The sequence below is a fragment of the Burkholderia lata genome (genome assembly GCF_000012945.1).
Lineage (GTDB): Bacteria > Pseudomonadota > Gammaproteobacteria > Burkholderiales > Burkholderiaceae > Burkholderia > Burkholderia lata.
Window position 1 is genome coordinate 893,990 of sequence record NC_007510.1, and the last position, 26,049, is coordinate 920,038.

The window sequence follows — 26,049 nt, forward strand, 5'->3', positions numbered from 1 at the left end:
GATAGAGCACTAGCCGAGAATGCCTGTTGCCGCGAAACGGGCGGCCCAGCTGTTTGCGCTCCGGATCCGCGATGCCTCGTCGTGCGTGGTCCGGTATTCGAGTGCCTCGACAACGATTGAAGACAGGTTCCCGGATCCGCTCGAGAGGAATGTACCGGGTTCGTCGCACCGTGTTGCCATTTCTCCGAAGGGGGTCGAGATGACCGGTAATCCAAGCGCTCTGTACTCGTAATACTTGATCGGATCGACACCGTCCGTGAGCGGGTTGCGCAGGAACGGAATCAGGCCGACGTCGAAGTCCGACATCGCGGCGAGAGCGGCGGCGTGTTTCAGCGGCGGAAGAATCTGCACGTTCTCGGGCAGCGCGATTTGCGGGGGATGGAATAACGGCCCGATCAATCGAATCGTGTCTGCGGGGCGGCATTGCGCAAGCGCAGCGAGCCATTGCCAGTCGAACCACGGCCCCATGGTGCCCAAGTAACCCAGTACATGCGGCCCGGCATGATCCGACGTCTTTTCGCGGAACGCCGGAAGGACGGCTGGATCGAGCCCGTTGTGGACCAGTCTGGCGTCAGGCCGAATACTGCTCCAACTCGAGCGTAAGCCCGACGACGATACGAAAACCGTATCGACCTCGCGCGCGACAGCGAGTTCGGTGCGTTTCATCGCCGAGCGCGAAACGCCTCGATAGAACGACGGGAAGTCGTCCATCCTGTCGTAGAGCGACCGGGCAGGACGAGCCGCTTGTAACAAGTCGAGCGCGAGCCCGGACGGCTTCCCGACCGCGAGAAGCGTGTTGCGCTCGGCGCAGAATTGCACGACGCGACGCGTGATGTCACGCCATCCGAATCGATTGATTGCGGTGCCGAGGGGCAGTGGCTCAAGCGGAAGGCTGCGAATGCGGACGACGTCGAGCCAAGGTGGCGTGGCGGTATGCGCGTCGGACTTGCCTTCGCCGGATGGACGGCGCAAGTCTTGAAGCATGGGCAGGCGGGTTGGATACGGATCGATCCAGAGCACACGGCCATGGGTTTCTTGATGAAACCACTCGACGAACTTGTGAGGTCGCTGTGCAAAGCTGCTCCATGGCACCGGCGACAGATAGACGAGTTGTTCGATCACACGCATTGTTCCCGGATGACGTCGAAAATCCGCTGGGCTGCCTTTCCGTCACCGTAGGGCGAGACGCCGCGTGCAACCTTGCTGTATTCGTCGGCGTTGTCGAGCATCAGTTGGACCGCATTGACGATCGTATCGGTTTGAGTGCCGACGAGCCTGACGACACCGGCTTCGACAGCTTCCGGGCGCTCGGTCTCGTCGCGCAACACCAGGACCGGTTTGCCCAGAGCCGGCGCTTCTTCCTGCACGCCGCCCGAGTCGCTGAGGATGAGGTACGAGCGCTGCATGGCGGCGACGAACGGCACATAGTCGAGCGGCGGGCAGAGCCGGATCCGGGCGTGGTGCGACAGCAGTTCGCGCGTCGTACGCTGGACGTGCGGATTGGGATGTACGGGAAACAGCACCTCGATGTCGTCGTTGGCGTCGACAATCTGGCGAATGGCATGGCAGATCCGTTCGAGCGGGGCGCCGAAATTCTCCCGGCGATGCGCGGTGACTAGAATCAGCCGTTTCGTGTCGTCGATATCGACGCCGCAGGACGGATGTGTCCGCAAGACAGTGTGAAGCGCGTCGATGACGGTGTTCCCGGTCACCCAGATCTGGTCGCTGGGGATGTTTTCATGCAAGAGGTTGTCGCGCGAACTCGCTGTCGGCGCGAAATGCAGCCTTGCGAGGCGCCCCGCGAAAACGCGGTTCATCTCTTCAGGAAACGGATTGCCGAGATCGCGGGTACGCAGGCCCGCTTCAATATGACCGAACGGTATATGCCGATAGAAGCATGCAAGCGCCGTGGCCATGACCGTCGTGGTGTCGCCTTGTCCCAGTACGAGATCGGGACGCTTGTCCACGAGCACGGCATCGATACCGTCAAGCAGACGCGACGTCAGGCTGGCAAGCCCCTGATTCGGACGCATGATGTCGAGATCGACATCCGGTTTGATATCGAAACAGGTCAGGATCTGGTCGAGCAGATCGCGGTGTTGCGCGGTCGCGAGCACGTGCACCTTGAATCCCGGATCCGCTCGCAAACGCAGGATGACCGGCGCCATCTTGATGGCCTCCGGTCGCGTACCTACGACGCACAGTATGGTTTTAGACATGCTGTCGCTACGAATCAATCGATGTAGTCCAGATAGAAATGCGGGTAATCGCGCCACTTCTCCTTGAAGTAGTTCGCGTTGCGAAGGAATAGCTTGCGATAGGCGTCGCTGCCGCTGTCGGCGCCGGTCGTTTGATGGGGCTGATGGCGGATTCCGGACAAATCCCGGTAAGTGACCTTCATTCCGAGTGCCTTGACCTGGAAGCACAGGTCCGTATCTTCAAAGCAGGTCGGGTCGTAGAAGGTATCGAATCCTTGCGTCGCATCGAACGTGCGCCGACGCATGAAGAAGCCGCTGGTGCCGAGGAAGCCGATGTCGGCACGATAGCCGTCGCGGATTGCCGCCGCGTTCATCGCCCGATTCGGACAATAGTCGGCGATCATGCCGCCGAGATCGGTGCGCGTGGCGTCGAACCAGCCTGCATTCCATCCGATGACGCCGACGCTCGCGTCGTTTTCCAGGACGTGCAGCGCTTCCTCGAAACCCGACGCGCCCACAAACCACTGATCGCTGTCGAAGAAGACGATGTACTTGCCCGTGCTGTGCTGAACGCCGAGATTGCGTCCCGACGAGCAGCCGTTCTCCGGGTTGCGGACCAGCCTGATGTTGGGAAATTCGCGCTCGACGAGTTCTGCACCACCATCGGAACTTGCGTTGTCGACGACAATCACTTCCGCGATGTACGGCGCAGCATGCTGGAGCAGGGTCTGCAGGCAGCGTGCGATGATGCCCGCGTTGTTGTGAATCAGGATAACGACGCTGACATCGTGCCGGGGCTGCGGTGGGCACAGCTGCTCGATGCGGCCGAGCCAACTGTTGCCCGCAACGAAGATGTCGTCGTTTTGTGTGACGGGTTCTGCCGCGGCGAGTGCGCCGCATTGCGCCGCGAACGACGCAAGGTCCGTGCGAACGTGTAACAGCGGGGTGGCTGTCACGCCAAGTTCCATCGAACACACGACCGGCTTGCGCTGAAGCAGCGCCGCATAAATACCTGCGGTGGAGTCGGCGCTGTGCAGGCTCCGCGCGCCAAGCGGGAAGAACATGAAATCCGCATGGGCGATGTAGGCCGGCACTTCGCTCGTGTGCCGCATGCCAAGCATGACGACGTTATCCGGCAGGCCCGGCGTCAATTGCCCATCGGCGATCACGCAGAACGTGACGTTGACGTTGCGCTCCGCGGTTTCCTTGAGCCACGGGTAATCCACCGAGTCGAGTCCGTCGACCGAGTAGAACAGTGCGACGCTGCGGCGCTTGGACGGCATGTCGCCCGGACGGTTGTACTGCTTGTAGACGTCGAAGACCGTATGAACCGCGGCACCGGGCAGCAACTCGATTTTTTCCCTGGCACGCTGCGGGATGGTGTCTGCAAGTGCCGGCATGCCGACGGTGCATCGATCGGCGTCGACGGCAATCGACTCGAGGATGCGCATGGCCTGGCCATCGTGGCTCCAGTCCTGTGCGACGTCGAGGATTGTTTCGAGCCCGCGATTGCGCGCGAACTCGAAAAAGGGTGTGACCCGCGAGTCGGGCACACCGATGATCAATTTCGCGCTTTCCGATACCTGACCGAAAATGTTCTCGATCTTCGTCGGATCAATATATTCGTGAATCAATCCGGGAATGCGGGGCGTGAGCGGCGCGGGCGTCGATCCCGTATCCGAAGGCGCGACCAGATAGACAACGCGATGGCCCGCGGCGAGCGCCGTCGTGGTCAGTTGTGCGTAGCGATGCCCGGAACCAGCCCAGTCGTACGCGTGAGCGGCGATGACGATGATTTCTTCGCGTTGCAGCTTGGCTGCTGCGCGGAACAAGAGGCGTTGATCTTCCGCAGTCGGCGTGCCGCTTGCCACTTCGATGGCGGCCTGCTGGATCTGCTGCTGTGCTTGCTGATACCGGTAATGGCGTCGTGCAGCAGACACGAGCGCGCGTACGCCGCCATTGCGCAGAATATAGGCGGCACGGCTCATGTAGGTGAGAGGGGCGGACATGTACCGGCGAAAAAGCATAGGGGATCCCGAAGTGGAGTGAATTGCGGCTGCGGCCACATTGGGTTGCGTGAGTGCTTCGGATTCGGCGTGACCCTGCTCGAATTGCCGGATCGTTGCCTTGAGGCTTGAAATTTTATCAGCTTGTTCCTCCGCCACTTTTTGAGCGGAGTCCTTGAGCGTCGTCGTTTGCGCGGCATGCACTTGTGACGCGTGCTTGACGAACGCTTCCGCCGCGACCAGTTTATGGTTCGCCAGTTCCAATCGGTTCTGAAGCTCGGCGACCTGTTCTTCCTGTTGCGCAAGCTGTGCGTCGCGGAAATGCAGCAAATCCACTGTTTTCCCGAGTTCCGTCTCAAGCTGGCCGACCCGTGTGACTTTCTCGGCGAGTTGTGAATCGCGGTAGCGCAGCAGGTCGAGCGCCTTCTCGCTCATGCGAGCGGCGCCATTCTTTTGCCAGACGAGCTGCTCGAGCCATGTGCTCATCCAATCCAGCTGCTGGCTGCTCCAGCGGCGCGGGGCTCCGCCCGACGCGGAGCGAACGGCCGCAAAAGCGTGGTCCAGGACGGTTGAATGTACGCACGCCGAAGCGTTTAGCGCATCGAGCTTTTCCTGCGCGATGATCCAGGGCGCGCCATCCGGGTATGTCAGCCTGCGCACCGCGGCAGTGAAGTCTGCCGCGCCGTCGTTCAGTTGAAGGCGCAGCGACGCTGGAAGGCCCGCCATATCGTGCGCACGCGCCATCTTGACGTCATATTCCAGCGCCGCGACCGGGATCGAATTTCCGAGTGCGAGGATGCTTCCGTGCAGGCGCATCGAGAACGCGGCGTCGCACTCGCCGATAACCGCGAATGCCTCGTCAGGCGTGATCCCGTCAATGATGACACTTTCGATATGGGGCGACACCGCGAGCTTGAGGTGCTCGAGAAAGGATCGATCGGTGAGACGCTCGTGGTCGCCGACGCTCCATTGGAAGCCGAGCCACACGATCGACCAGCTGTCGTCCAGCGCTTCATTCAACGCGGAGACGAGTTTTTCTTCCCAGTTCCGGTTGAACTCCCACGATCGGGCAATGACCGCCAGCTTCTTCTTTGTCCCCAACGGGGCGAGCTTGCCGGAAATGTCGACTTCGGCGGGCGGGTGGCTGACGAATGCCCAGCCCGGATCGGCGCCGACGGGAATGTCCCGACGTACGCCGATATCGTGCAGAAGCGCCTCGGAGTCCGTATCGCGCAGCGAAACGTGATCCGCATGCGTGAACACGTCGCGCGTGATGTCGCGGCTGGCCGGGTTGACCAGCGGTCCGACACCGTGTCCCCAGATGACCGTGCGGACCCCGAACTGCCGAGCCATGTAAAAAATCCGCGCATAGCCCGCGATATCGTTTTGGGTCGGGTCGTAAAGTGCCTCGACGTTGAACGGATGATGATCCTGGAAGATGCCGCCACCGCCGAATACCAGCAGATCGGCGTCGGACAGTGCGCGGCCGACGGCACCGAGATTGAAATAGTCGACGGCGGCGATGCCGTGGGCATGCGTCGTATATTCGGGGTTGATGCTCAGTGCGACGAGCTCGCCGCCGCGCTCCCGAACCTGGCGAGCGAGCAGGCCCAGCAACAATTCGTCGCCGACGTTGGGTGCGCCGTAATAGCCGACCGCGACGACCTTGATGCTGCGCGCTTGCATGGTGTCGTTCTCCGTCATCATTCGAACTCGAACACCGGACACGGCGCGAGCCACCCCGATCCACTGTTGTTTTCCGGAAGCACGTCGATGTGGCCACCATAGGGCAGGCGCGCGTGCCGCTTGTATTCGCCGGAGGCGATATCGCCGACGCCGACCGCCAGCACATAGCGGTTGCCAGAGAAGCTCGCGCGCATCTTCCAGGTGAACTGGTACTTTCCGGCGGACAGGGGCGGCAGCGCAATATTCATGTGCTGGGTGGTCGCGCTCCACAGCACGATATCGTCGATGCTTTTGATCTGAAGTCCGAAGCAAGGCTTCGGGTTCGGCTCGGACACGCTGATCGATACGACGACGCGGAACGCTTCATTGAACGAGAAGGTCGTGCGTTCCTTGCCGTTCGCATCCTCGATCTTCACGTCGAGAATCGACGTCCGGTCCGACAAGGCCGTCATGGCATCGCTTACCGCCGAGCTGGCGGGGGAAGCGGTGTCGGTGTGCTGTGTCGGCACCTCGATGTCGATCGCGCTCCCGCCTTCTTCGTCGACGAGGTCGTTCGCATAGAGCTTGACCACGTCGCGGCACGGACCGTCCTTTACCAGCCGGCCCCGCTTCAGGTAGATGGCCCGGTCGCAGTACTCGACGAGGGTGTTGGTGGAGTGTGTGACCAGCAGGATCGTGACGCCTTCCTTCTGCATCTTCCGGATCCGCGTCAGGCATTTGGTCTGAAACGCGGTATCGCCGACCGCAAGTGCCTCGTCGACCACCAGGATATCGGGGGAGACGTGAATGGCTACCGCGAATGCGAGCCGGACGTACATGCCCGACGAGTAGGTCTTGACGGGCTGGTCGATGAATTCGCCGATGTCGGCGAACGCTTCGATTTCGTGAAAACGCGCGCGGATTTCTTCCGACGTGATGCCCATGATCCGTGCAGACAGCATCACGTTCTCGCGGCCGCTGAATTCCGGATTGAACCCGGCGCCGAGTTCCAGCAGTGCGGAGATTCGGCCGTTGACCGTGACCGAGCCGTCGCTCGGCGACAGCGTGCCGGCAATGATTTGCAGCAACGTCGACTTTCCGGAACCGTTTCTGCCAATGATTCCGATGGTCTCGCCCCGCCGGACGGGGAACGAGACGTCGTGCAGCGCCCAAAAATCACGACCGTATTGCCGGGAATTGCTCCCGGGGAGCTTGATGCGAGTCGCGAGCGAGTGCCGCAGCCGGTCTGCCGGTTTGTCGTAGATACGGAAGCACTTGGAGAGGTGCTCGACGTTGACGAGCAGCTGTTCCGTTTGGCTTGTAGGTTCAGGCTCGCGAGTTTGCATGAGGGGGAGCGAGTTAGCTTTCACGTGTTCAGCGCAGGCGGAAAAAAGACGATCGCACAGTAGACTCAGGGGTCGGATGCTGACTCGCCTCGCGGCCACCATGGTGGCACGGCGAGGTCAGCATTCGTTCGGTTACCGCGAATGCATCAGCCTATTGTAGAGGTCCCGTTTGGTGCGAACGCACGCATCGAGATCATACTTGTCCTTCAGGAGCTGACGGGCGTTCGTGGACAGCGTGGCCAGCATCTCGCGATTCTGGGCGAGCTCGATGATCGTGTCGGCAAATTCAGCCGCCGTATCGCAAATGACGATATCCCGACGATTGACGGCGCCCAACCCCTCGCAGCCCTTTGCCGTGCTGAGAACGGGAATGCCGTTGCTCATCGCTTCCAGAATCTTGACGCGCACGCCACCGCCTGAAAGCAGGGGAACAAACAGTAGATGTGCATTCGCCAGAATCGGGTCGAGCGACGGCACGAAGCCGTGAACGAAGATGTGTCGTCCGTCGTGCAGCGCCTTGAGATCGTCCGGCGGGTTGCCTCCGGTGAAATGGAGCTTGATGTTGTGCGTTTCGAGCTTGTCGCGTACCAGTGGGAGAATGTCGCGGACAAACCACGCAACGCCTTCCGCATTCGGATACCACCAGAAGCCACCCATCCAGAGCAGGTTGACCTCGTTGGCCGGCTTCGCTCGGTAGTCGGTGTCCTTGATCGGGAAGCACAGCGGCAGATAGTGCTTTTCCACGGGCGCCTTCACGCGGTTCATGTCTTCGCGTGAAATGAACGTCATGGCGTCGAAGCGCCAGACGTTGTCGATTTCGACGCGTCGGGCATTGCGGCGGCTGATCTCGGCGATGCGCGCGACCGCTGCTTTTTTCCAGCCTGTCAGCTGCGCGGGAATCCAGAACGGGAAGAGATCGGATTCGATGTTGTGACTGACCAGGACGGCCGGCAAGGCCGGGAAGAACTTGCGGAAAAAGGCCAGATGACTGCTGTGCACCTCAAGCATGTCGATCTTCTTTTCCTTGACGATCCGGCGGGCACTGCGAATTGCTGCAGGGCTGAAGTAGCTCGCATCCATGAACGGAAGGCCATGGAAGCAGTGGACCAGTGAATGCCATGCTCGTCCGGGCGTACCCATGTCGGCAGGCATGGCAGCCCGCGGCTCCACGTGGACCGATTTGAAATGTCGATCATATAGCGAACGATTTTCCTCGATCTTCTTCTTTTCCTCGTCTCCACCGATGGTGAACAGATGGAAATCATACTCGTCGACCAGCGGCGCGAGCGTATTCATCACGTAGATCGGGCCCCCCGCGCTGGCAGGAAGCGGCGGGGACAGCGTAAAAACGAGGATGCTCTTTTTCTGCATATTAGCCACGGGATTCGTCAAACACGTCGGTGTCGAAGAAAGGAGAAAAGTCGGTCAGATAGGCAATGTCGGGATTGCGTTGACCGATGATTTTTGCAGGCACACCACCGACTACGGTGAAATCCGGGACGTCCTTCGTGACGACCGCGCCGGCTGCGACGACTGCGCCTTTGCCGATCGTTACACCTGGCAGGATAATGGCGCGCGCGCCCAGCCATGCGTGGTCGTGGATGGTCACGACGCCGCCGATCGACATGAAACCAGGGTGGTTGTGATCGTGATGCAGGCTGAGAAGGCAGCACTGGAACGAGATGTTGACGTTGTTTCCGATCTCGATGCCCGTGCGACCGTCCAGGTAGATCTCACGATTGAGCACGCAGTTGTCGCCGATGCGCACGTTGCAGCGTGTGTGGTACCCGGTGAAGAACTGCCGCATGCTGACGTGCGTTCGTTGGCCGATGACGATACCCAGCACGCGTCGATAGTAGAAGTTGCGGACGCTTTCAATCGGCATGCGCGCAATGAAGTTGTTGCCGATGTAGTACTTGAGCGCGGCCAGAAAAAAATACGTCGACGACGCTAGCAGGCGGGCCTTGATCCTGCTTTTCATGCGGCCTCGGAAGCTTGCATTGGTCATGATGTGAGGGAGCGGTTAATCAGACGGTTGCTGTCGTCGCGCGCCGGAAAGGACGACGACTGCAACCGCCTTTGCGCGATGGCAGAAGGCTAGCTTCGACCGTAGTTGTCGTCGAAGCGGACGATGTCGTCTTCGCCGAGATAGTCGCCGCTCTGGACTTCGATCATCACGAGGTCGACGACGCCCGGATTGGTCAGACGGTGCTTGTGTCCGGCCGGGATATAGGTCGATTCATTGGTGCGCAGGTAAAACTCCTCATCGTTGTTGACGACGAGGGCCATGCCGCTCACCACGATCCAGTGTTCGCTGCGATGATGATGCAACTGCAGGCTGAGGCTTGCGCCCGGTTTGACCTCGATTCGCTTGATCTTGAAGCGTGTGCTTTCTTCGAGAACCGTATACATGCCCCACGGACGGCCTACCGTTCGATGTACCCGGAAGGTTTCGTGGCCTTGCGACTTGAGGGCCGCGTAGACGTGCCGAACGTCTTGCGCGCGATTGCGATCGGCAATGAGGAGTGCGTCGGGGGTGTCGACGACCAGGAGGTCCTTGACGCCTACGGCGCCGACCAGCCGGTTGTCGCTACGGATGTAGCAATTGCTGACATCGTGGAGCAGCGCTTCGCCGTCCACACGATTGCCGTGGTCGTCCGGCTTCAACAGGTCGCCGAGCGCATTCCACGAACCGATATCGCTCCAGCCGATATCGCAGCGCACGACCGCAACCTTGTCGGAGCGCTCCATCAGCGCGTAGTCGATCGAAATATCGGGCGAGCGATTCAGCAGGTCACCGTTCAGTTCGACCAATGACACGCCGCCGCCTTCCGACTGACGAGACTGCGCGATGCATGCACGCGTGGCTTCGAGCACGTCCGGGCAATGTTTTGCCATTTCCGCCAGCAGGAATGCGGCGGTAAAGCAGAACATGCCGGAGTTCCACAGGAACGATCCCGACTCGACGTATTGCCTGGCCACGTCCACCGTCGGCTTTTCCACGAATCGCTTGACCCGCGTGCCGTCTGCCTCGATGTATCCGTATGCGGTTTCCGCAAACGTCGGCGTGATGCCGAAGGTGACCAGCGCACCCTTGAGCGCCAAGGCGGCAGCTTCCTGGACGGCGGTCGCGAAGGCGGCATCGTCTGTCACGAGGTGGTCCGCGGGAAGCACCAGCAGGATTGCATTTTCGCCGAGCGTTGCGGCAACACGCAGCGCGGCGGCAGCGATCGCGACGGCCGTATTGCGGCCGAACGGCTCGAGGATGAACGACGTCGACAGATGCCCGGTATTGACGGTGCTGAATTCGTCGCTTGTCTTGAAGTACAACTCGCGGTTCGTGACGGTCACGACTTCGGTGACGCCCGGAAGCTGGGTGCCGCGCTTGAATGCCTTTTGCAGCAGGCTCTCGCCATCTTCGAGGCGGATGAACGGCTTCGGATGGGATTCGCGCGAAACGGGCCACAGGCGAGAGCCTGCGCCGCCACACAGGATGGTGGGAACTATTTGGGGCTGCGTCGACATGTGCAGAATATCTCCGGTGATTGCTCTATCGCGTCATGATCCGATCGGTCGGCGATCTATCCGCGTGCACGGCAACTGCCACTGATGCAAGGCGGCAGGCGAGCGCGCTGGCATGGATTACAGGACGTCTGCGAATCCCTTTCGGGTCCGCTGGAACCACCAGAATCCGAACCACGCGAGAAGCAGCGATGCGATCATGCAGGTTAGCCAGTTCGTCCAGTCGGGGGGGTGCCCGAAGATCAGCGTGTTGCGTCCCTCTTCGATGATGAACGTAAGGGGGTTGAGTTCGATCCAGGACCGATACTGTGGCGGCAGATTCGACACAGGGTAGAAAACCGGCGACAGGAACATCAGCACTGACGTGATGACACCGGTAATCTGCGCAATGTCTCGAATGTAGACGCCCAAAGCCGACAGAAACCATGCGAGCCCCAGTGAGCCGATGATCAGCGGCAGCATGACGACGGGGAACAGGATGGCGGTCCAGGGCAGCGAGTGGATAAGGATGCACTCGGCGATGATCAGGACCAGCAGGCTGATCGCGCTGTGGAACAGCGCTGACGCGAGCGCGACCACCGGCAGTATCTCGAGCGGGAAAATAACCTTCTTGACGTAGTTGACGTTTGCAAGGATCAACGTCGGTGCCCGGTTGATGCACTCTGCCAGCAGGCTATGGAGGATCAGGCCGACGAACAGGACGATCGCGAAGCTTGCCTTGTCGTCGCTCGTGGTACCCCATCGCGACTTGAAGATGACGGAGAAGAAGAAGGTGTAGACGACGAGCATCAGCACGGGATTGAAGAACGACCACGCAAGACCCATTGCCGACCCGCGATAGCGCCCGACGACCTCGCGTTGAGTCATTTGCAGAATCAGTCCGCGATTACGGTAAATGCTACGGGCGATCGCCATCGGCGATGCCGGGTGCTTCGAGTTCGGATTCATCAAGTTGCGTGTCGTTGCATTCGGATCGGTGATGGAGCCCCCAACCCCTCGCCCACGTGGCGCAGCCATTGTTGCGGGGTGTCGTGAGTCTGAAAAAGGCGGCAATCCAGTTGGCCGCGACGTTTCAATGTGCTCCCGACTTCAATCCTGAGCGATCGGGCAAATAAGGTGCCATCGCCCGCAACGTATTCTAATGCAGGCCATCCGTCCAGCCCTGGACTGAAGCGCTCTTGGCCTTGATCGGCGGCGCTTGGCGACGCTGGGTTGAGACCGGACCGGTACCGACTGACGACCGCTCGCCCATGGAAACCAAGCATGATCGCCGGAATGCCGATGACACGCAATAGATGTTAATGTTTTCACATCTTTTAACAACTAGGCGTCCGGCGGGGGATTGACATGCTCAGGCCTCCTGGTGTTTATGAGATACGGCATTCGGCGCCGCGAGAGAGGTGCGCCCTGGAAGGGGCGCGTATCTCGTGCTGGAACCAGTCCGGCCGTGGCTCGCCCTGGTCGCCGATCAGGGCGCGAACGCGTGGGCCGGAACGGCTTGAGGGCAGCGGTATTGCGCGGCGTCCCGGGACGGGCGCGTCCGGCAAGGGTGCGAGCAGTTAGAATTGCACCCGTATCGCGAGCACGCGGCAGGCATTCCCTGCACGCCTGACAAATGAGTAAGCCCGCTGTCTCCCAGACGGGCCAGCCAACCCATCGCGCTTGCTGCAGTCAAGCGCTTAGCCGAATTCCGGATGAATGTCATAAGCGCCCCACAACGTCAGTCCGATGACGTCGATGGTCTCTCCATTTCCCTGGTCGTATACCGCCCCGATATCGCGCAGCTGCGGCAGACGCTCGACAGCCTCGGCGCAGCGTGCGAGAACCTGCGGGTGGTTTCACCTGAATACCCCGTCGAGCTGTTCCTGGTCGACAACGGCGGACTCTGCGACATTTCGGGGGCGGTCGACCGGCTCAGCGCGCAAGGCGTGGCATGCCGAATATTGACGGGACATGGCAACGTCGGATACGGGCGTGGCCACAATCTTGCGATCGAGCATTCCAGCGGGTCGTTGCACTTGATCCTGAATCCGGATATCGATCTGGATCCGCAGGCACTTGTGTTGGCCCGTACGTTTTTCAAATCGCACGCCGATACGGGCTTGATCGCTCCCTGGGTCGGGGACGGAACAGGCGGGTTTCAGTATCTCTGTCGCCGGTTTCCGTCGATCGTCGACCTGCTGGTTCGCGGCTTCTTGCCGACCTGGGCCAGACGGCCATTCCGGAAGCGACTTGCCCGCTATGAAATGCGCGATACCATCGACGGCACGTCCGTCGTCTGGGATCCCCCAATCATCAGCGGTTGTTTCATGCTGTTTCGAACGAACGTGCTGAAGACGCTAGGGGGCTTTGACCCTCGTTATTTCCTGTATTTCGAGGACTATGACTTGAGCTTGCGCACCCACAATGTCGCGCGTGTTGCCTATGTCCCGTCCATCCGCGTGATTCATCACGGCGGAGGCGCCTCGCGCAAGGGCTTCGCGCACATTCGTATGTTCGCAGTGTCCGCGCTGAAGTTCTATAGCCGGTTCGGCTGGAGGTTGTGGTGAGCCGCATTGTCGTAACCGGTGCGAACGGTTTCGTCGGCCACGCTGTGTGCCGACTTGCGCTGGCGGCGGGGTATACCGTCACGGCGCTGGTGCGCCGGCCGGGTGGGTGTATCGAGGGCGTGCGAGAGTGGGTGCACGACGCACCTGACTTCGAGGGAGTCGCTGGTGCGTGGCCCGAAGATTTGCAGGCCGATTGCGTGATCCATCTGGCCGCGCGGGTACACGTGATGCACGACGAATCCCCCGATCCGGACGCCGCCTTCGATGCGACCAACGTAGCGGGCACGTTGCGGGTTGCCGACGCAGCGCGCATGCATGGTGTGCGCCGGTTCGTCTTCGCGAGCAGCATCAAGGTAGTGGGCGAGGGCGACGCGGGCGTACCGCTCGCGGAGGATGCCGTCCCGGACCCGCAGGATGCATATGGGCGCTCGAAGCTGCGTGCCGAGCAGCAGCTGGCCCGGCTCGGTGAGGCCGGTCTCGAAGTCGTCGTCGTCCGTCCGCCGCTCGTCTACGGGCCGGGGGTACGCGCCAATTTCCTCCGGATGATGGATGCCGTATTCCGCGGTGCGCCCTTGCCATTGGCCGCGATTCCTGCTCGTCGCAGCGTTGTCTATGTCGACAACCTTGCCGATGCCCTGCTGCACTGCGCAATCGATCCGCGTGCGGCGGGCGAGTGCTTCCACGTCGCTGACGACGACGCGCCCTCGGTTGCCGGATTGCTGCGGATGGTCGGTGACGCGCTCGGCAAGCCGGCAAGGCTGTTCCCGGTGCCGGCAGGTGCGTTGCGCGCGCTCGGTCGGCTGACCGGTCGAAGCGCTGTAGTCGATCGCCTGACGGGCAGCCTGCAGCTCGACACGGGGCGCTTGAGGCGGGTACTGAATTGGCATCCGCCATATACGACGCGGCAGGGCCTCGAGGCAACGGCCGCATGGTATCGTTCGCGCCACATACAGAAATAGGCAACATGCACTTCACGATTAACACGTGGTTTGCCGCGGTAGCAGTGGCAACGGGCGCGGCCGTCGCCACGACGACGATCCTGCGCGTGCTGCTCGCCACCGGACTGGCGTGGCGACTTGCCACCGACATCCCAAATGAACGCTCGCTGCATACGCGCCCGACGCCGCGCGTCGGTGGCTGGGGCATCGTGCCGGTCTGCGTTGTCGCATTGCTGTGGCTCGCGCCACAGATGTGGTTCATCGCCGTGGCGGCGGCGGGGCTGGCGGCCCTGTCGCAGCTCGACGATCGGCGCGGGCTACCCGCTCGTGTGCGGTTTGCGGCGCATTTGACCGCGGTCGTGGCGCTGATCGTCATCTACCCGGCCGCCGCCCCATGGTGGCTGCTCGTGGGGATTGGTTTCGTGATGGTCTGGCTGACCAATCTCTACAATTTCATGGACGGAGCGGACGGCCTCGCCGGCGGCATGGCGCTGTTCGGCTTCGGAGCCTACGCCATTGCGGCACTGTCCGGCGCGCAACCGTCCCCGGATCTCGTCGTCGCGGGCGGGGCGATCGCGGGGGCCGCGTTCGGCTTTTTGCTGCTGAACTTCCATCCGGCGCGACTGTTTCTTGGCGACGCAGGTTCGATCCCTCTCGGATTCATGGCCGGCGCGCTCGGCTATTGGGGCTGGCACGGTGGCATTTGGCCGGTCTGGTTTCCGGCGGCGGTGTTCGCCCCGTTTATTGCCGATGCATCTGTAACGCTTCTGAGACGTTTGTTACGCGGAGAAAAGTTCTGGCAAGCGCACCGGGAGCACTATTATCAGAGGATGGTGCGTTCCGGCATGAGTCACGAGCGTACTGCCGTTTATTGGTACCTCATCATGCTCCTGGGCATCGTCGTCGCCTTCTGGGCGCTCGGTCGTCCTGTCCTGCTGCAATGGTTGGTGTTCCTGGCGTGGTATGGCGTGCTGATGTGTATCGGCGTGGCGATCGACATGCGCTGGCGCCGGCTGCGGACGGTCATTGATAACAATTCGTGAGGTCTCTCGCCGATGTTGCGATCCAAAGCATCATGGCTGTCACTCAGTGCTTTCCTGTTCGATCTGCTGGCGGTTGTCGTCGCGTGGTTGTTCGCCTATCTTGTTCGCTTCAACGGTAGCGTTCCGCCCGATTTCCTGAGGGGTTCGCTGACTGCGCTCGCCTGGGTGCTTCCCGTCTATGCGCTGACGTTCCACCTGTTCGGCCTGTATCGCGGACTGTGGGTGTTCGCGAGCCTGCCGGACCTGGTGCGGATTTCGAAGGCGCTTGCGGGCGGCGGCGTGATTGTGATGATCGGCGCCGTGATGTTCCAGCCGTCGCCGATCATCCCGCGTTCCGTGCTGCTGGTCTCCCCGCTGATGCTGTTCCTGATGATGGGCGGCGCTCGTGCGCTGTATCGCGCGATGAAGGAGTTTTACCTGTACGGCGGCCTCGTCGGGCAGGGCAAGCCGGTGCTCGTGATCGGCGCGGGCACGGCAGGCGCGAACCTGGCGCGCGAATTGTCGCGCTCGGGCGAATGGCGTCTCGTCGGCCTGCTGGATGACGACCAGACGAAGCAGGGCCGCGAAATCTACGGCTACAAGGTGCTCGGCTCGCTCGACGACGTCGCGCACTGGACCGAGGCACTGAAGATCGAATACGCGATCGTGGCGATTCCGTCCGCGTCGGTCGAGGTGCAGCGCCGGACGGCGACCCTCTGCGTGCGCGCCGGCTTGAAAGTGATGGTGCTGCCGTCGCTGACCGCACTGATGCCGGGGCAGGGCTTCCTGTCCCAGATCCGTGAGATCGACCTCGAGGATCTGCTCGGCCGCGACGCCGTGACGATCGACACGCCGCACGTCGAGGCGCTGCTTCGCGGTCGTGTCGTGATGGTGACGGGCGCTGGCGGCTCGATCGGTTCCGAGCTATGCCGGCAGATCCTGCGTTTTGCGCCAGCGCAACTCGTCGCGTTCGACCTGTCCGAGTACGCGATGTACCGCCTGACCGAGGAACTGCGCGAGCGCTTCCCCGATCAGCCGGTCGTGCCGATCATCGGCGACGCGAAGGATTCTCTGCTGCTCGATCAGGTGATGTCCCGCCACGTGCCGCATATCGTGTTTCATGCGGCGGCATACAAGCACGTGCCGCTGATGGAGGAGCACAACGCATGGCAGGCGCTGCGCAACAACGTGCTCGGCACGTATCGCGTGGCCCGTGCGGCGATCCGCCACGACGTGCGTCACTTCGTGCTGATCTCGACCGACAAGGCGGTCAATCCGACCAACGTGATGGGCGCGAGCAAGCGCCTCGCGGAAATGGCCTGCCAGGCGTTGCAGCAGACGAGCGGGCGCACTCAATTCGAAACCGTGCGTTTCGGCAACGTGCTGGGCAGCGCGGGCAGCGTGATTCCGAAGTTCCAGCAGCAGATCGCGAAGGGCGGCCCGGTGACGGTCACGCATCCGCAGATCACGCGCTTCTTCATGACGATCCCGGAGGCGTCGCAACTCGTGCTGCAGGCGTCGAGCATGGGGCACGGCGGAGAGATCTTCATTCTCGACATGGGCGAGCCGGTGAAGATCGTCGATCTCGCATGCGACCTGATCCGCCTGTACGGTTTCTCGGAAGATCAGATCCAGATCGAGTTCACCGGGCTGCGGCCCGGCGAGAAGCTCTACGAGGAGCTGCTCGCGGACGACGAGACAACGACGCGCACCCCGCATCCGAAACTGCGGATCGCGCGTGCGCGGGAAGTACCGGACAATTTCCTCGACGAGCTGCTGCCGTGGCTGATGCAGCATCGTGTCCTGCCCGATGACGAAGTGCGGCGAGACCTGCGGCGCTGGGTGCCGGAATACCAAACGGCCGTGCCCCCGACGCTGCAGAGCGTGCCATCGGTGCGCGTCGTATCGAACGGGTAACTTGGCCGGGCGGCGGTTCGAACCGCATGGCAATGACGAAAAAAAACGCCCTACGGGGCGTTTTTTTGATGATGCCGGCGGGCCGTTCAGTGGCTGCGCCGCTCCTTCCTCACCACCATCCACCGCGGCACGCGGAACCGCACGATGCTGAGGTACAACCACACGTAAGTCAGCGCGAACAGCACGACGAACACGAACAGGTGCACCGTGTGCCGCCAGAACAGCGTCGCGGGTATCACCGCGACGAGGCACAGCAGCCACAGGTACGGCGACGTCAGCGAATTGCGGCGCGTGAGGTCGTGCGCGTGTTTCGTGCCGACGGCCCAGCGCATCAGCCGCTTGTACACGAGCATGTGCAGGTGCACGCCGTCCGGAATCCCCGGCGACATCCCACGAATGAATTTCTTCCGGTAGATCGAGAAGCAGGTCTCGAAGATCGGGTACATGAACAGCAGCACCGGGTACCACGCCGACACCTCGCGGTTGCGCATCACGAGCATGATCGCGAGCTCCGCGAGCATGAAGCCGATGAAGTACGCGCCGCCGTCGCCGAGGAAGATCAGCCCGGCCGGGAAATTCCACAGGAAGAAGCCGAGCACGGCGCCCATCATGATGATCGACGCGGACATGACGACCGGGTCGCCGACCTGGAACGCCACGTATGCGAGCGACGCGAACATCATGAAGCTGACCATCGACGCGAGCCCGTTGAAGCCGTCGATGATGTTGACCGCATTCGCGAGCGCCGCGACAGCGAGCACGGTGATGAACGCCGAAATGACCGCGTAATGGAGCAGGAAATCGAGCGGCGGCACGCTGATGCGCGTGACCGCGATGTCCATCAGCCAGAACGCGAGCGCGGCCGCGCCCATCGTGCAGAGCAGCCGCGCGCGCGGCGACACGCGTTTGGTCAGGTCTTCGACGAGGCCCGACAGGAACGCCGGCATGCCGCAGGCGGTGATGCCCAGGATGCTGCCGGCGATCGTCGGATAGCGTTCGAGCAGGATCAGTGCCGATGCAACGACGCCCGCGAGGATCCCGATGCCCCCGACCCGCGGCACGGGCCGCACGTGGAATTTCTGCACGCCGGCCAGATCGCTGTCGACCGAGAATTTCTCGTGAAGGTGCGCATAGCGCACGATGAACAGCGTGACGAGCAGGGAGACGATAAAGCCGGACGCGAAGCTGAGCATGGGATCGCTCGAAAAATGGACAGCGGATTATACAAAACCGCGCGGGTTCCCCTCCTGCCATCGCCAGTGATCGGCACACATTTCTTCGATGCCGAGCGTCGCGCGCCAGCCGATGATGTCGGCCGCGGCCTGCGGGTTCGCATAGCACTCGGCGATGTCGCCCGGGCGGCGCGCGACGAGCTCGTACGGCACCGGGCGGCCCGACGCCTTTTCGAACGCGCGCACGACTTCCAGCACGCTGTAGCCCTGGCCCGTGCCGAGGTTCACGATGAAGCTCGCGTCGCGTTTCGCGAGCGCGTCGAGCGCGGCGATGTGCCCCTTCGCCAGATCGACGACGTGGATGTAGTCGCGCACGCCGGTGCCGTCCGGTGTCGCGTAGTCGGAGCCGAACACGCGCAGCCGCTCCAGCTTGCCGACCGCGACCTGCGCGACATACGGCATCAGGTTGTTCGGGATGCCGGCCGGATCCTCGCCGATCAGCCCGCTCGCGTGCGCGCCGACCGGGTTGAAGTAGCGCAGCGTGGCGATTCGCCACGACGGGTCGGAAACCTCGAGATCGCGCAGGATCTGCTCGGCGATCAGCTTCGACTGGCCGTACGGGTTCGTCGCGGACAGCGGGAACGATTCGTCGATCGGCGAGCGCTCGGGCACGCCGTACACGGTCGCGGACGAACTGAACACGAACTGCCTGACGTTGCGCTCGCGCATCACCTTGAGCACGGCGAGCAGGCCGCCGATGTTGTTCTGGTAGTACTCGAGCGGCTTTGCGACCGATTCGCCGACGGCCTTGAGCGCCGCGAAATGGATCGTGCCGGTGATCGGGTGTGCATCGAATACCTTGGCGAGCGCGGCTTCGTCGCACACGTCGACCTGATGGAACGCGGGCGTCTTGCCCGTGATCCGCTCGATGCGGCGCACGGATTCGGCCTTGCTGTTGACGAGGTTGTCGACGATCACGACATCGTAGCCGTTGTCGAGCAGCTCGACGGCGGTGTGCGAGCCGATGTAGCCCGCGCCGCCGGTAACGAGGATGGTGCCTTTAGCGGTCATTGCAGATGCGCTCCTTCAGAGTGTGAATCCGGTCAACGAATGGATGGTCTCCCTATAGCGCTCGACGACCTGTTGCTCGTCGAACTCCGACGCGACCTTGTGCCGGCCGCGTTCGCCCAACGCCGCCCGGCCTTCCGGTCCGAGCGCGATCATGCGATTCAGTTGCTCCGCGAGGCTCGCGCTGTCGCGCACGCGGCACAGGAAGCCTGTTTCGCCATCGGCGACGACGTCGCGGCAGCCCGGCACGTCGGTCGCGACGATCGGGCGGCCCATCGCCGACGCTTCCATCAGCGTGCGCGGCACGCCTTCGCGGTACGACGGCAGCACGACGCAGTCGGCCGCCGCGATATGCGGGCGCACGTCGTGCGCCTCGCCGAGATATTCGATCACGCCTTCGCCGACCCACGCATCGACATCCGCGCGGCCGATCGCGCTCGGATTGTCGACGCCGAGCGGCCCGAGTAGCTGGAAGCGCGCGTTCGGGACACGCGCGCGCACGATGCGCGCGGCCTCCACGTATTCGCGCACACCCTTGTCCCACAGCAGCCGGCCGATCAGGATGAAGACGGGGGCGTCGCCAGCGGGCAGCGGCACGGGCGCGAACTGTTCGAGGTCGACGCCTTCGCCGTGCAGCAGCCGCGCGCGATCGGGATGCGCGAGCAACTGCTCGTCGGTGAAGGTCGCGAGATCGTCGCGGTTCAGGAACCACACTTCACGCGGGAAGCGGAACGCGAACCGGTACAGGCGCTTCGCGACGCTTGCCGCGCGGCTTTTCTGGATGAAGACGTAGCCGAGGCCCGTCGTCACCGCGATCGACGGCACGCGCGCGAGCCACGCGGCGACCGAGCCGTAGATGTTCGGCTTGATCGTGTAATGGAACACGAGATCGGGCTTCAGCGCGCGGTAGTGACGCACCAGCGCGGCGAGCGTGCCGAGATCCTCGCGCGGGCTCGTGCCTTTCGACGCGACCGCGAGCGCCACGTAGCGGCAGCCCATCTGCTCGAGCAACGGCACCGTGCGGTCGTGCGGCGCGATCACGATGACCTCGGCGCCGCGCGCGACGAGCGCACGGATCAGCCCGTGGCGATACGTGTAGATCGCCCAGGCCGTGTTGCAGACGAGCGCGATGCGCAGCGGGGAAGTGGCGGACATGAAAAAAAAGAATAAATAAAGCGTCGTAAATGCCGGATACGCCGAATCGGCGTCACGCGGACGGCCGCGCGGCGAACAGCGTCTGCTTGATTCGCTGCAACGTACGGTACGGCGTCACGAAATGCAGCAGGTTCTTGGCGAGGCCGGCCCAGTCGTACGGGTTCAGCACGTTGAAGTGGCTCAGCAGCAGCGTGAGCGTCGACACCAGCTGGCGCCGGCGCTTGGTCGCACTGATCCCGCCCTCGTTCAATTCGTAATAGAGGCCCAGTTCCGGCAGGTTCGCGCAATCGTAGCGTTGCATTAACCGCAAAAAAAGATCGAGATCCTCGGCCGCACGGTATTTCGCACGATAGTTCCCCACTTCACGCACGGCGTCGATGCGCAACATGACCGACGGGTGCACGAGCGGCGAGCGCAGGAAGCGCGTGCGGCGCAGCGTATCCGGATCGGCGGGCGGGGTCAGCATGAAGCGCGGCTCGCCGGCGTGGGACACGACTTGCGTCCACATGCCGACGCAGGCCACGCGCGGGTGGGCGCCGAGATACGCGCGCTCCTTCGCGAGGCGCAGCGGTGCGGCGAGATCGCCCGCGTCGATGCGCGCCGCATAGCGGAAGCCTCGTGCGGCGAGCGCGTCGATGCCGGCCGCGAGCGCACGCTCGATGCCGCCGTTCTGCGGCATGCGCAGCACGTCGATCGCGAGGCCGGGCAGGTCGGGCGCGACGATCGGCGGCGTGCTGCCGTCATCGACGATCAGCACGTGCACGGGCGTGTCCTCGCGAAACGAGGCGAGGGTCCGAACGACGTCGTCGTGCCCGTTGTAGGCCGGCATCAGCACGGCCATGTCGTCGAGCGGGGTCGGGCAATCAGGGGACGTCATGGTCGCAGCTTGAAACGGATGTAATAAAAATTAACGGCGGCGGCGGCCAGGTAGCCGGCCGCCAACCCGACGAGCGCGCCGTACAGGCCGAGCCGCGGGATGGCGAACAGGTTGACGAGCGCGGCGATCGCGAGCGCGAGCAGCCATTTCGACAGCAACACGAATTTTGCTTGATATTTGAGAACGATAAGATTGCCTATCGCCTCGATGCCGGCCGGTACCGACAGCCAGACCGCCCAGCGGAAGATGTCGACCGATGCCTCGTAGCCGCGGCCGAACACCTTGCCGACGATCAGCGGGGCGGCGGCGTCGAGCACAAGCGCGCCGGCCGTCATCAGGCAGGCCGTCATCGCGATCAGCCGGACGATGTTGCGGCGCAGCCGCGCGACGTCCTGCACGCGATAGACGAAGGCGGGCGCGATCGTCTGCGCGAGCATCAGCGCGAGCGTGATCCAGTTCTCGTTGAGCTGCTGCGCGGCCGAGTAGCGGCCGAGATCGGCGAACGATACGTGGCGCTCGAGCATCAGGCGGTCGAGCTTCAGGAACAGGTACATGCAGATGAGGCCGAGCCAGAACACGGTGCCGGCCGTCGCAAAGTGCCTGAACAGCGGCTTGTCGAACGTCCAGCCGAGCGCGCCGCCGTTACGATGCCGGTAGTACAGCAGCAGCGCGAAGCCGATGGCGGCGGCCTCGAGCGCCCACAGCCACGCGAAGCGGGCGGGGCCCGCGGCCGCACGGACCAGCAGCCAGACGAGCAGCGCCTTCACCAGCGCGGTGACCATGCTGGTGACGAGCTGCGGCTTGCTGTAGGTCATGCTCTGCAGCCACGCGTTGATGACGCCGACGAACGGCTCGCGGAACACCATCGTGACCGCGAGGCCCGCGAGCATCGCGCCGACCAGCGGATCGAAGGCGCCCGCGGCGATCGCGATCCAGGTCACGACGAGCGCGGCGACGGAGACGGCGATGCGCAGCGCGAATGCGCTGCCGAGCACCGCGCCGAGCTGGGCGGGCGGGCGCTGGACGATGGTCGGGACGAGGATTTCCGCGCCGCACACCCAGGTGAGCGGCGCCAGTACCAGGAGGAGCGTATTCGCATACTGCCATTTGCCGAACACATCTGGCCCGAAATAACGGGCCAGCAGGCCGCTGATCGCGATCGCGACGCCGATCTGCGTCAGCCGTTCGAGCCCCAGCCAGACGAGATTCGCGACGGCCTTCGCGACATCCGGGTTGCCGAAGCGCTTCAGCATGCGCGGCAGCGGCGTGCGCGCAAGGCGGCCGGCAGGGCGCCCGGGGGCTGCAGGTTGGCGGCGACGGGACGGCTAGGCATTAAAATGGGCGGCATGCGCGTCATCAAAACCCGCGATTATAAGTGGGATCGGGGTCGCTCCCGCCGTTCCGCGTCAGCGGTTTCACTCCGTGCCGGGCCAGCCTGTATCATGCGCGGCACCGGCGAGCGGCGGCCAGGCAAGCCAGACAATTTTCCATGCACGCAACTGAGAGAAGAGAATCGATGATCTCCCAATCCATCTTCAAGGCATATGACATTCGTGGTGTGGTCGGCAAGACGCTCGACACCGACACCGCGCGCGCGATCGGCCGGGCGTTCGGCAGCGAAGTGCGCGCGCAGGGCGGCGATGCGGTGGTCGTCGCGCGCGACGGCCGCCTGTCCGGGCCGGACCTCGTCGGCGCGCTGGCCGACGGCCTGCGTGCGGCGGGCGTCGACGTCGTCGACGTCGGCATGGTGCCCACGCCGGTCGGCTATTTCGCGGCGAACGTCCCGCTCGCGCTGAAGGACGGCGAGCGCCGCGTCGATTCGTGCATCGTCGTCACGGGCAGCCACAACCCGCCCGACTACAACGGCTTCAAGATGGTGCTGCGCGGCGCCGCGATCTACGGCGAGCAGATCCAGGCGCTGTATCAGCGCATCGTCGACGAGCGTTTCGAGACGGGCAACGGCTCGTACGAACAGTTCGACGTGGCCGATCAATACATCGCACGCATCGTCGGCGACATCAAGCCGGCCCGCCCGATGAAGCTCGTCGTCGACGCCGGCAACGGCGTGGCCGGCCCGCTCGCGACGCGCCTGTTCAAGGCGCTCGGCTGCGAGCTGGTGGAGCGTTTCACCGACATCGACGGCACGTTCCCGAACCATCACCCCGATCCCGCCCACCCGGAAAACCTGCAGGACGTGATCCAGGCGCTGAAGGACACCGACGCCGAGATCGGCTTCGCGTTCGACGGCGATGGCGACCGGCTCGGCGTCGTCACGAAGGATGGCCAGATCATCTATCCGGACCGCCAGCTGATGCTGTTCGCGGAAGAGGTGCTGTCGCGCAACCCGGGCGCGCAGATCATCTATGACGTGAAGTGCACGCGCCACCTCGCGCAGTGGATCAAGTCGAAGGGTGGCGAGCCGCTGATGTGGAAGACGGGCCACTCGCTCGTGAAGGCGAAGCTGCGCGAGACGGGTGCGCCGCTCGCCGGCGAAATGAGCGGCCACGTGTTCTTCAAGGATCGCTGGTACGGCTTCGACGACGGTCTCTACACGGGCGCACGCCTGCTCGAGATCCTCACGAAGACGGCCGATCCGAGCGCGCTGCTGAACGGGCTGCCGGACGCGATGAGCACGCCCGAACTGCAGCTGTGGCTCGACGAAGGCGAGAACTTCCGCCTGATCGACAAGCTGCAGAAAGAGGCGAAGTTCGACGGTGCAGAGGAAGTCGTGACGATCGACGGCCTGCGTGTCGAGTACCCGGACGGCTTCGGCCTCGCGCGTTCGTCGAACACGACGCCGGTCGTCGTGATGCGTTTCGAGTCGGAGACGCAGGAAGGGCTCAAGCGCATCCAGGAGGACTTCCGCCGCGTGCTGACGGCCGCGAAGCCGGACGTCAAGCTGCCGTTCTGAGTGCAGGTGGCGGCGCGGCCGCCACTGGTGCTAAACGCCCCCAGGGCTCGGTCCGAAAAGCGGCGCACGCGCATCGCGTGAGGCCGCTTTTCGCACTGTGTGCGGCGAGACTGCAATTCCAGTCGCAACGGGGCGGGTTAGTCCTTGTGCCGCAAGCATTCGATGTGATTTTGAGGTCCCGGTTTCTGTCTACGGCCAGGCCTGCCTGATCAGATCGAGTGCGTTGCATTGGGCGTGGCGGTAATGTCGAAGGTCGGTGCCCGGTCCGGGCAGCGACAAATGTGGCGCATGATGCCGCCCAGCTCAGCCATCAGCGTGGAGAGGCAGTGGACGGGCGTTGTGGTTGACCACCTTGTCTTGCGCTTGCGGCGGACGCTGCGTCGGTGTCACCGGGTTGCATGCGGCCTTGGCTGCTTGCTCGGTGTCGGCGAACATCAGCTCACGCTGGAGCGTGTTACGAACCTTGCTTCAGATGGTGCATGACCTGCGAGAACTGTTGCGCGTGTGCGATGGATGCAAAGCTCAACCCAGTGCAATGATCCCGGACAGCTTCGCGTTTCGTGTTGCTGCCCAGACATTGGGTAGTCGAGTGCAGCTTCGACTGTCTGATGCACACCCAAATCATCGACTTCATTTATATAGGTTCATATCGGATCCAGAATCCAAGCGGGCCAGATAGCGCGCAAATACGGGAAAATCTGTGTATTCGACGAGCCTAAAGGCTCCCGGACTGGCGTTCATGGCTATTCCGAATATCTGACTCATCCGATCGATGTGGAATATACCGATAAGGCGGCTAAGAGACGGTTTTAAAAAGACGCGTAGCTACTGTTAACTTTTCTCTTGACCTGTTAACCAGAGCCGTCGTGACAACCGGATCAGGGAGATGGGCAAGCGGATCATTGACGACGAGTTGTGGAAGCCAATCGAGCCACTTCTACCACCAGCCAAGCCCCGTCGGTTCAAGTACCCGGATCGCAAGCCCGTGCCGAATCGCGCAGCGCTGACGGGCATTCTGTTCGTGCTGAAGACCGGCATTCGCTGGCGCGATCTTCCTGCAGAAACGGGATGTGGCTCGGGCGTGAGTTGCTGGCGGCGGCTGCGGGACTGGCAAGAGGCTGGCGTGTGGGATGCATTGCACGCGTTGCTGTTGACCAAACTACGCGCGGCAAACCAGATCGACTTCTCACGTGTGGTCGTCGACTCCTCGTCGATTCGTGCGGTTGGGGCGAGCGAAAAACTGGCCCGAACCCCAATGATCGAGCGCGACCCGGTTCCAAACACCACCTCGCCACCGACGCCAACGGCACACCGATCGCGGCAATCTTGACCGGCGCCAACCGCAATGACGTCACGTAACTGATCCCCCTGATCGAGGCGATCGCGCCGATCAAAGGCGTTCGCGGTCGGCCACTGAGCCGGCCCAAACGCGTCTATGCGGATCGAGGCTACGATCACGACAAGTACCGGCGCATCCTGCACGAGCGAGGCATTCCCACCAGCATTGCCCGACGTGGACAACCACACGGCAGCGGTCTTGGGAAGGTTCGATGGGGCGTTGTGCGTACGCATGCCTGGATGCACCACTTTCGACGTCTCCGTATCCGATTCGAACGACGTGCCGACATTCATGAAGCGTTCCTCAAACTCGGTTGCTCCATGATCTGCTGGAACATTTTGCAGCGGACTCGGTAGCCTTTATG

Annotated in this window: 18 protein-coding genes and 1 pseudogene; 6 read left to right on the forward strand and 13 right to left on the reverse strand. The window is 62.8% G+C overall.

Going from position 1 to position 26,049, the window contains the following annotated elements:
- Positions 1-9: 9 nt before the first annotated feature.
- The 8 genes from BCEP18194_RS09940 to BCEP18194_RS09975 all read right to left on the reverse strand — a co-directional run bounded on the left by BCEP18194_RS09940 (position 10) and on the right by BCEP18194_RS09975 (position 11,685).
- The gene (locus BCEP18194_RS09940) at positions 10-1,128 is read right to left on the reverse strand and encodes a glycosyl transferase (protein WP_011351154.1); all 1,119 of its coding nucleotides are present in this window, start codon (positions 1,126-1,128) and stop codon (positions 10-12) included.
- On the reverse strand, positions 1,119-2,219 hold the full coding sequence (gene wecB, locus BCEP18194_RS09945; protein ID WP_011351155.1) for a non-hydrolyzing UDP-N-acetylglucosamine 2-epimerase: 1,101 nt from the start codon (positions 2,217-2,219) through the stop codon (positions 1,119-1,121). Before wecB ends, BCEP18194_RS09940 begins: the two co-directional genes overlap by 10 nt.
- A 14-nt stretch (positions 2,220-2,233) precedes the next feature.
- Positions 2,234-5,911 carry a polysaccharide pyruvyl transferase family protein gene (locus tag BCEP18194_RS09950; RefSeq protein WP_011351156.1) on the reverse strand — a complete coding sequence of 1,226 codons (3,678 nt, stop codon included), beginning with the start codon at positions 5,909-5,911 and terminating at the stop codon, positions 2,234-2,236.
- The gene (locus BCEP18194_RS09955) at positions 5,908-7,215 is read right to left on the reverse strand and encodes an ABC transporter ATP-binding protein (RefSeq protein ID WP_011351157.1); all 1,308 of its coding nucleotides are present in this window, start codon (positions 7,213-7,215) and stop codon (positions 5,908-5,910) included. The genes BCEP18194_RS09950 and BCEP18194_RS09955 overlap by 4 nt, the downstream gene beginning before the upstream one ends.
- Before the next feature lie 132 nt (positions 7,216-7,347).
- Entirely contained in the window at positions 7,348-8,586 is a 1,239-nt protein-coding gene (locus tag BCEP18194_RS09960; protein WP_011351158.1) for a glycosyltransferase family 4 protein, read from the reverse strand.
- Position 8,587: 1 nt separating this feature from the next.
- Positions 8,588-9,196 carry an acyltransferase gene (locus BCEP18194_RS09965; protein ID WP_011351159.1) on the reverse strand — a complete coding sequence of 203 codons (609 nt, stop codon included), beginning with the start codon at positions 9,194-9,196 and terminating at the stop codon, positions 8,588-8,590.
- 116 nt (positions 9,197-9,312) lie between these two features.
- On the reverse strand, positions 9,313-10,740 hold the full coding sequence (locus BCEP18194_RS09970) for a mannose-1-phosphate guanylyltransferase/mannose-6-phosphate isomerase (RefSeq protein WP_011351160.1): 1,428 nt from the start codon (positions 10,738-10,740) through the stop codon (positions 9,313-9,315).
- Between the two features lie 117 nt (positions 10,741-10,857).
- Positions 10,858-11,685 (reverse strand): ABC transporter permease, encoded by an 828-nt coding sequence (locus BCEP18194_RS09975; RefSeq protein ID WP_041492757.1) that lies wholly within the window; start codon positions 11,683-11,685, stop codon positions 10,858-10,860.
- 746 nt (positions 11,686-12,431) lie between these two features.
- On the opposite strand from BCEP18194_RS09975, the gene BCEP18194_RS09980 reads away from it, so the two are divergent.
- The 4 genes from BCEP18194_RS09980 to BCEP18194_RS09995 are packed head-to-tail and all read left to right on the forward strand — an operon-like array spanning position 12,432 to position 17,163.
- Entirely contained in the window at positions 12,432-13,286 is an 855-nt protein-coding gene (locus BCEP18194_RS09980) for a glycosyltransferase family 2 protein (RefSeq protein WP_011351162.1), read from the forward strand.
- Positions 13,283-14,245, forward strand: coding sequence for a UDP-glucose 4-epimerase family protein (locus BCEP18194_RS09985; RefSeq protein ID WP_011351163.1), 963 nt, complete (start codon positions 13,283-13,285; stop codon positions 14,243-14,245). Before BCEP18194_RS09980 ends, BCEP18194_RS09985 begins: the two co-directional genes overlap by 4 nt.
- Before the next feature lie 5 nt (positions 14,246-14,250).
- Positions 14,251-15,267: an MraY family glycosyltransferase gene (locus BCEP18194_RS09990; protein ID WP_011351164.1), complete on the forward strand. Its 1,017-nt coding sequence runs from the start codon at positions 14,251-14,253 to the stop codon at positions 15,265-15,267.
- A 12-nt stretch (positions 15,268-15,279) separates the two neighbouring features.
- Positions 15,280-17,163: a polysaccharide biosynthesis protein gene (locus BCEP18194_RS09995; RefSeq protein WP_011351165.1), complete on the forward strand. Its 1,884-nt coding sequence runs from the start codon at positions 15,280-15,282 to the stop codon at positions 17,161-17,163.
- An 86-nt stretch (positions 17,164-17,249) separates the two neighbouring features.
- Here the strand turns inward: BCEP18194_RS09995 and BCEP18194_RS10000 are convergent, their stop codons facing one another.
- From BCEP18194_RS10000 to BCEP18194_RS10020, 5 genes are read right to left on the reverse strand one after another with little or no spacing between them, the layout of a single operon-like run.
- Entirely contained in the window at positions 17,250-18,356 is a 1,107-nt protein-coding gene (locus BCEP18194_RS10000) for an MraY family glycosyltransferase (protein ID WP_011351166.1), read from the reverse strand.
- A 27-nt stretch (positions 18,357-18,383) separates the two neighbouring features.
- Positions 18,384-19,406 (reverse strand): UDP-glucose 4-epimerase GalE, encoded by a 1,023-nt coding sequence (gene galE, locus BCEP18194_RS10005; RefSeq protein ID WP_011351167.1) that lies wholly within the window; start codon positions 19,404-19,406, stop codon positions 18,384-18,386.
- 15 nt (positions 19,407-19,421) lie between these two features.
- Positions 19,422-20,558, reverse strand: a complete 1,137-nt coding sequence (locus tag BCEP18194_RS10010; RefSeq protein ID WP_011351168.1) for a glycosyltransferase family 4 protein — start codon at positions 20,556-20,558, stop codon at positions 19,422-19,424.
- Between the two features lie 52 nt (positions 20,559-20,610).
- Positions 20,611-21,435: a glycosyltransferase gene (locus BCEP18194_RS10015; protein WP_011351169.1), complete on the reverse strand. Its 825-nt coding sequence runs from the start codon at positions 21,433-21,435 to the stop codon at positions 20,611-20,613.
- On the reverse strand, positions 21,432-22,688 hold the full coding sequence (locus tag BCEP18194_RS10020) for a lipopolysaccharide biosynthesis protein (RefSeq protein WP_011351170.1): 1,257 nt from the start codon (positions 22,686-22,688) through the stop codon (positions 21,432-21,434). The genes BCEP18194_RS10015 and BCEP18194_RS10020 overlap by 4 nt, the downstream gene beginning before the upstream one ends.
- A 263-nt stretch (positions 22,689-22,951) precedes the next feature.
- On the opposite strand from BCEP18194_RS10020, the gene BCEP18194_RS10025 reads away from it, so the two are divergent.
- The gene (locus tag BCEP18194_RS10025; protein ID WP_011351171.1) at positions 22,952-24,346 is read left to right on the forward strand and encodes a phosphomannomutase/phosphoglucomutase; all 1,395 of its coding nucleotides are present in this window, start codon (positions 22,952-22,954) and stop codon (positions 24,344-24,346) included.
- An 886-nt stretch (positions 24,347-25,232) separates the two neighbouring features.
- Positions 25,233-26,041 (forward strand): annotated as a pseudogene (locus BCEP18194_RS39460) (IS5 family transposase).
- The last annotated feature ends 8 nt before the right edge of the window (positions 26,042-26,049 follow it).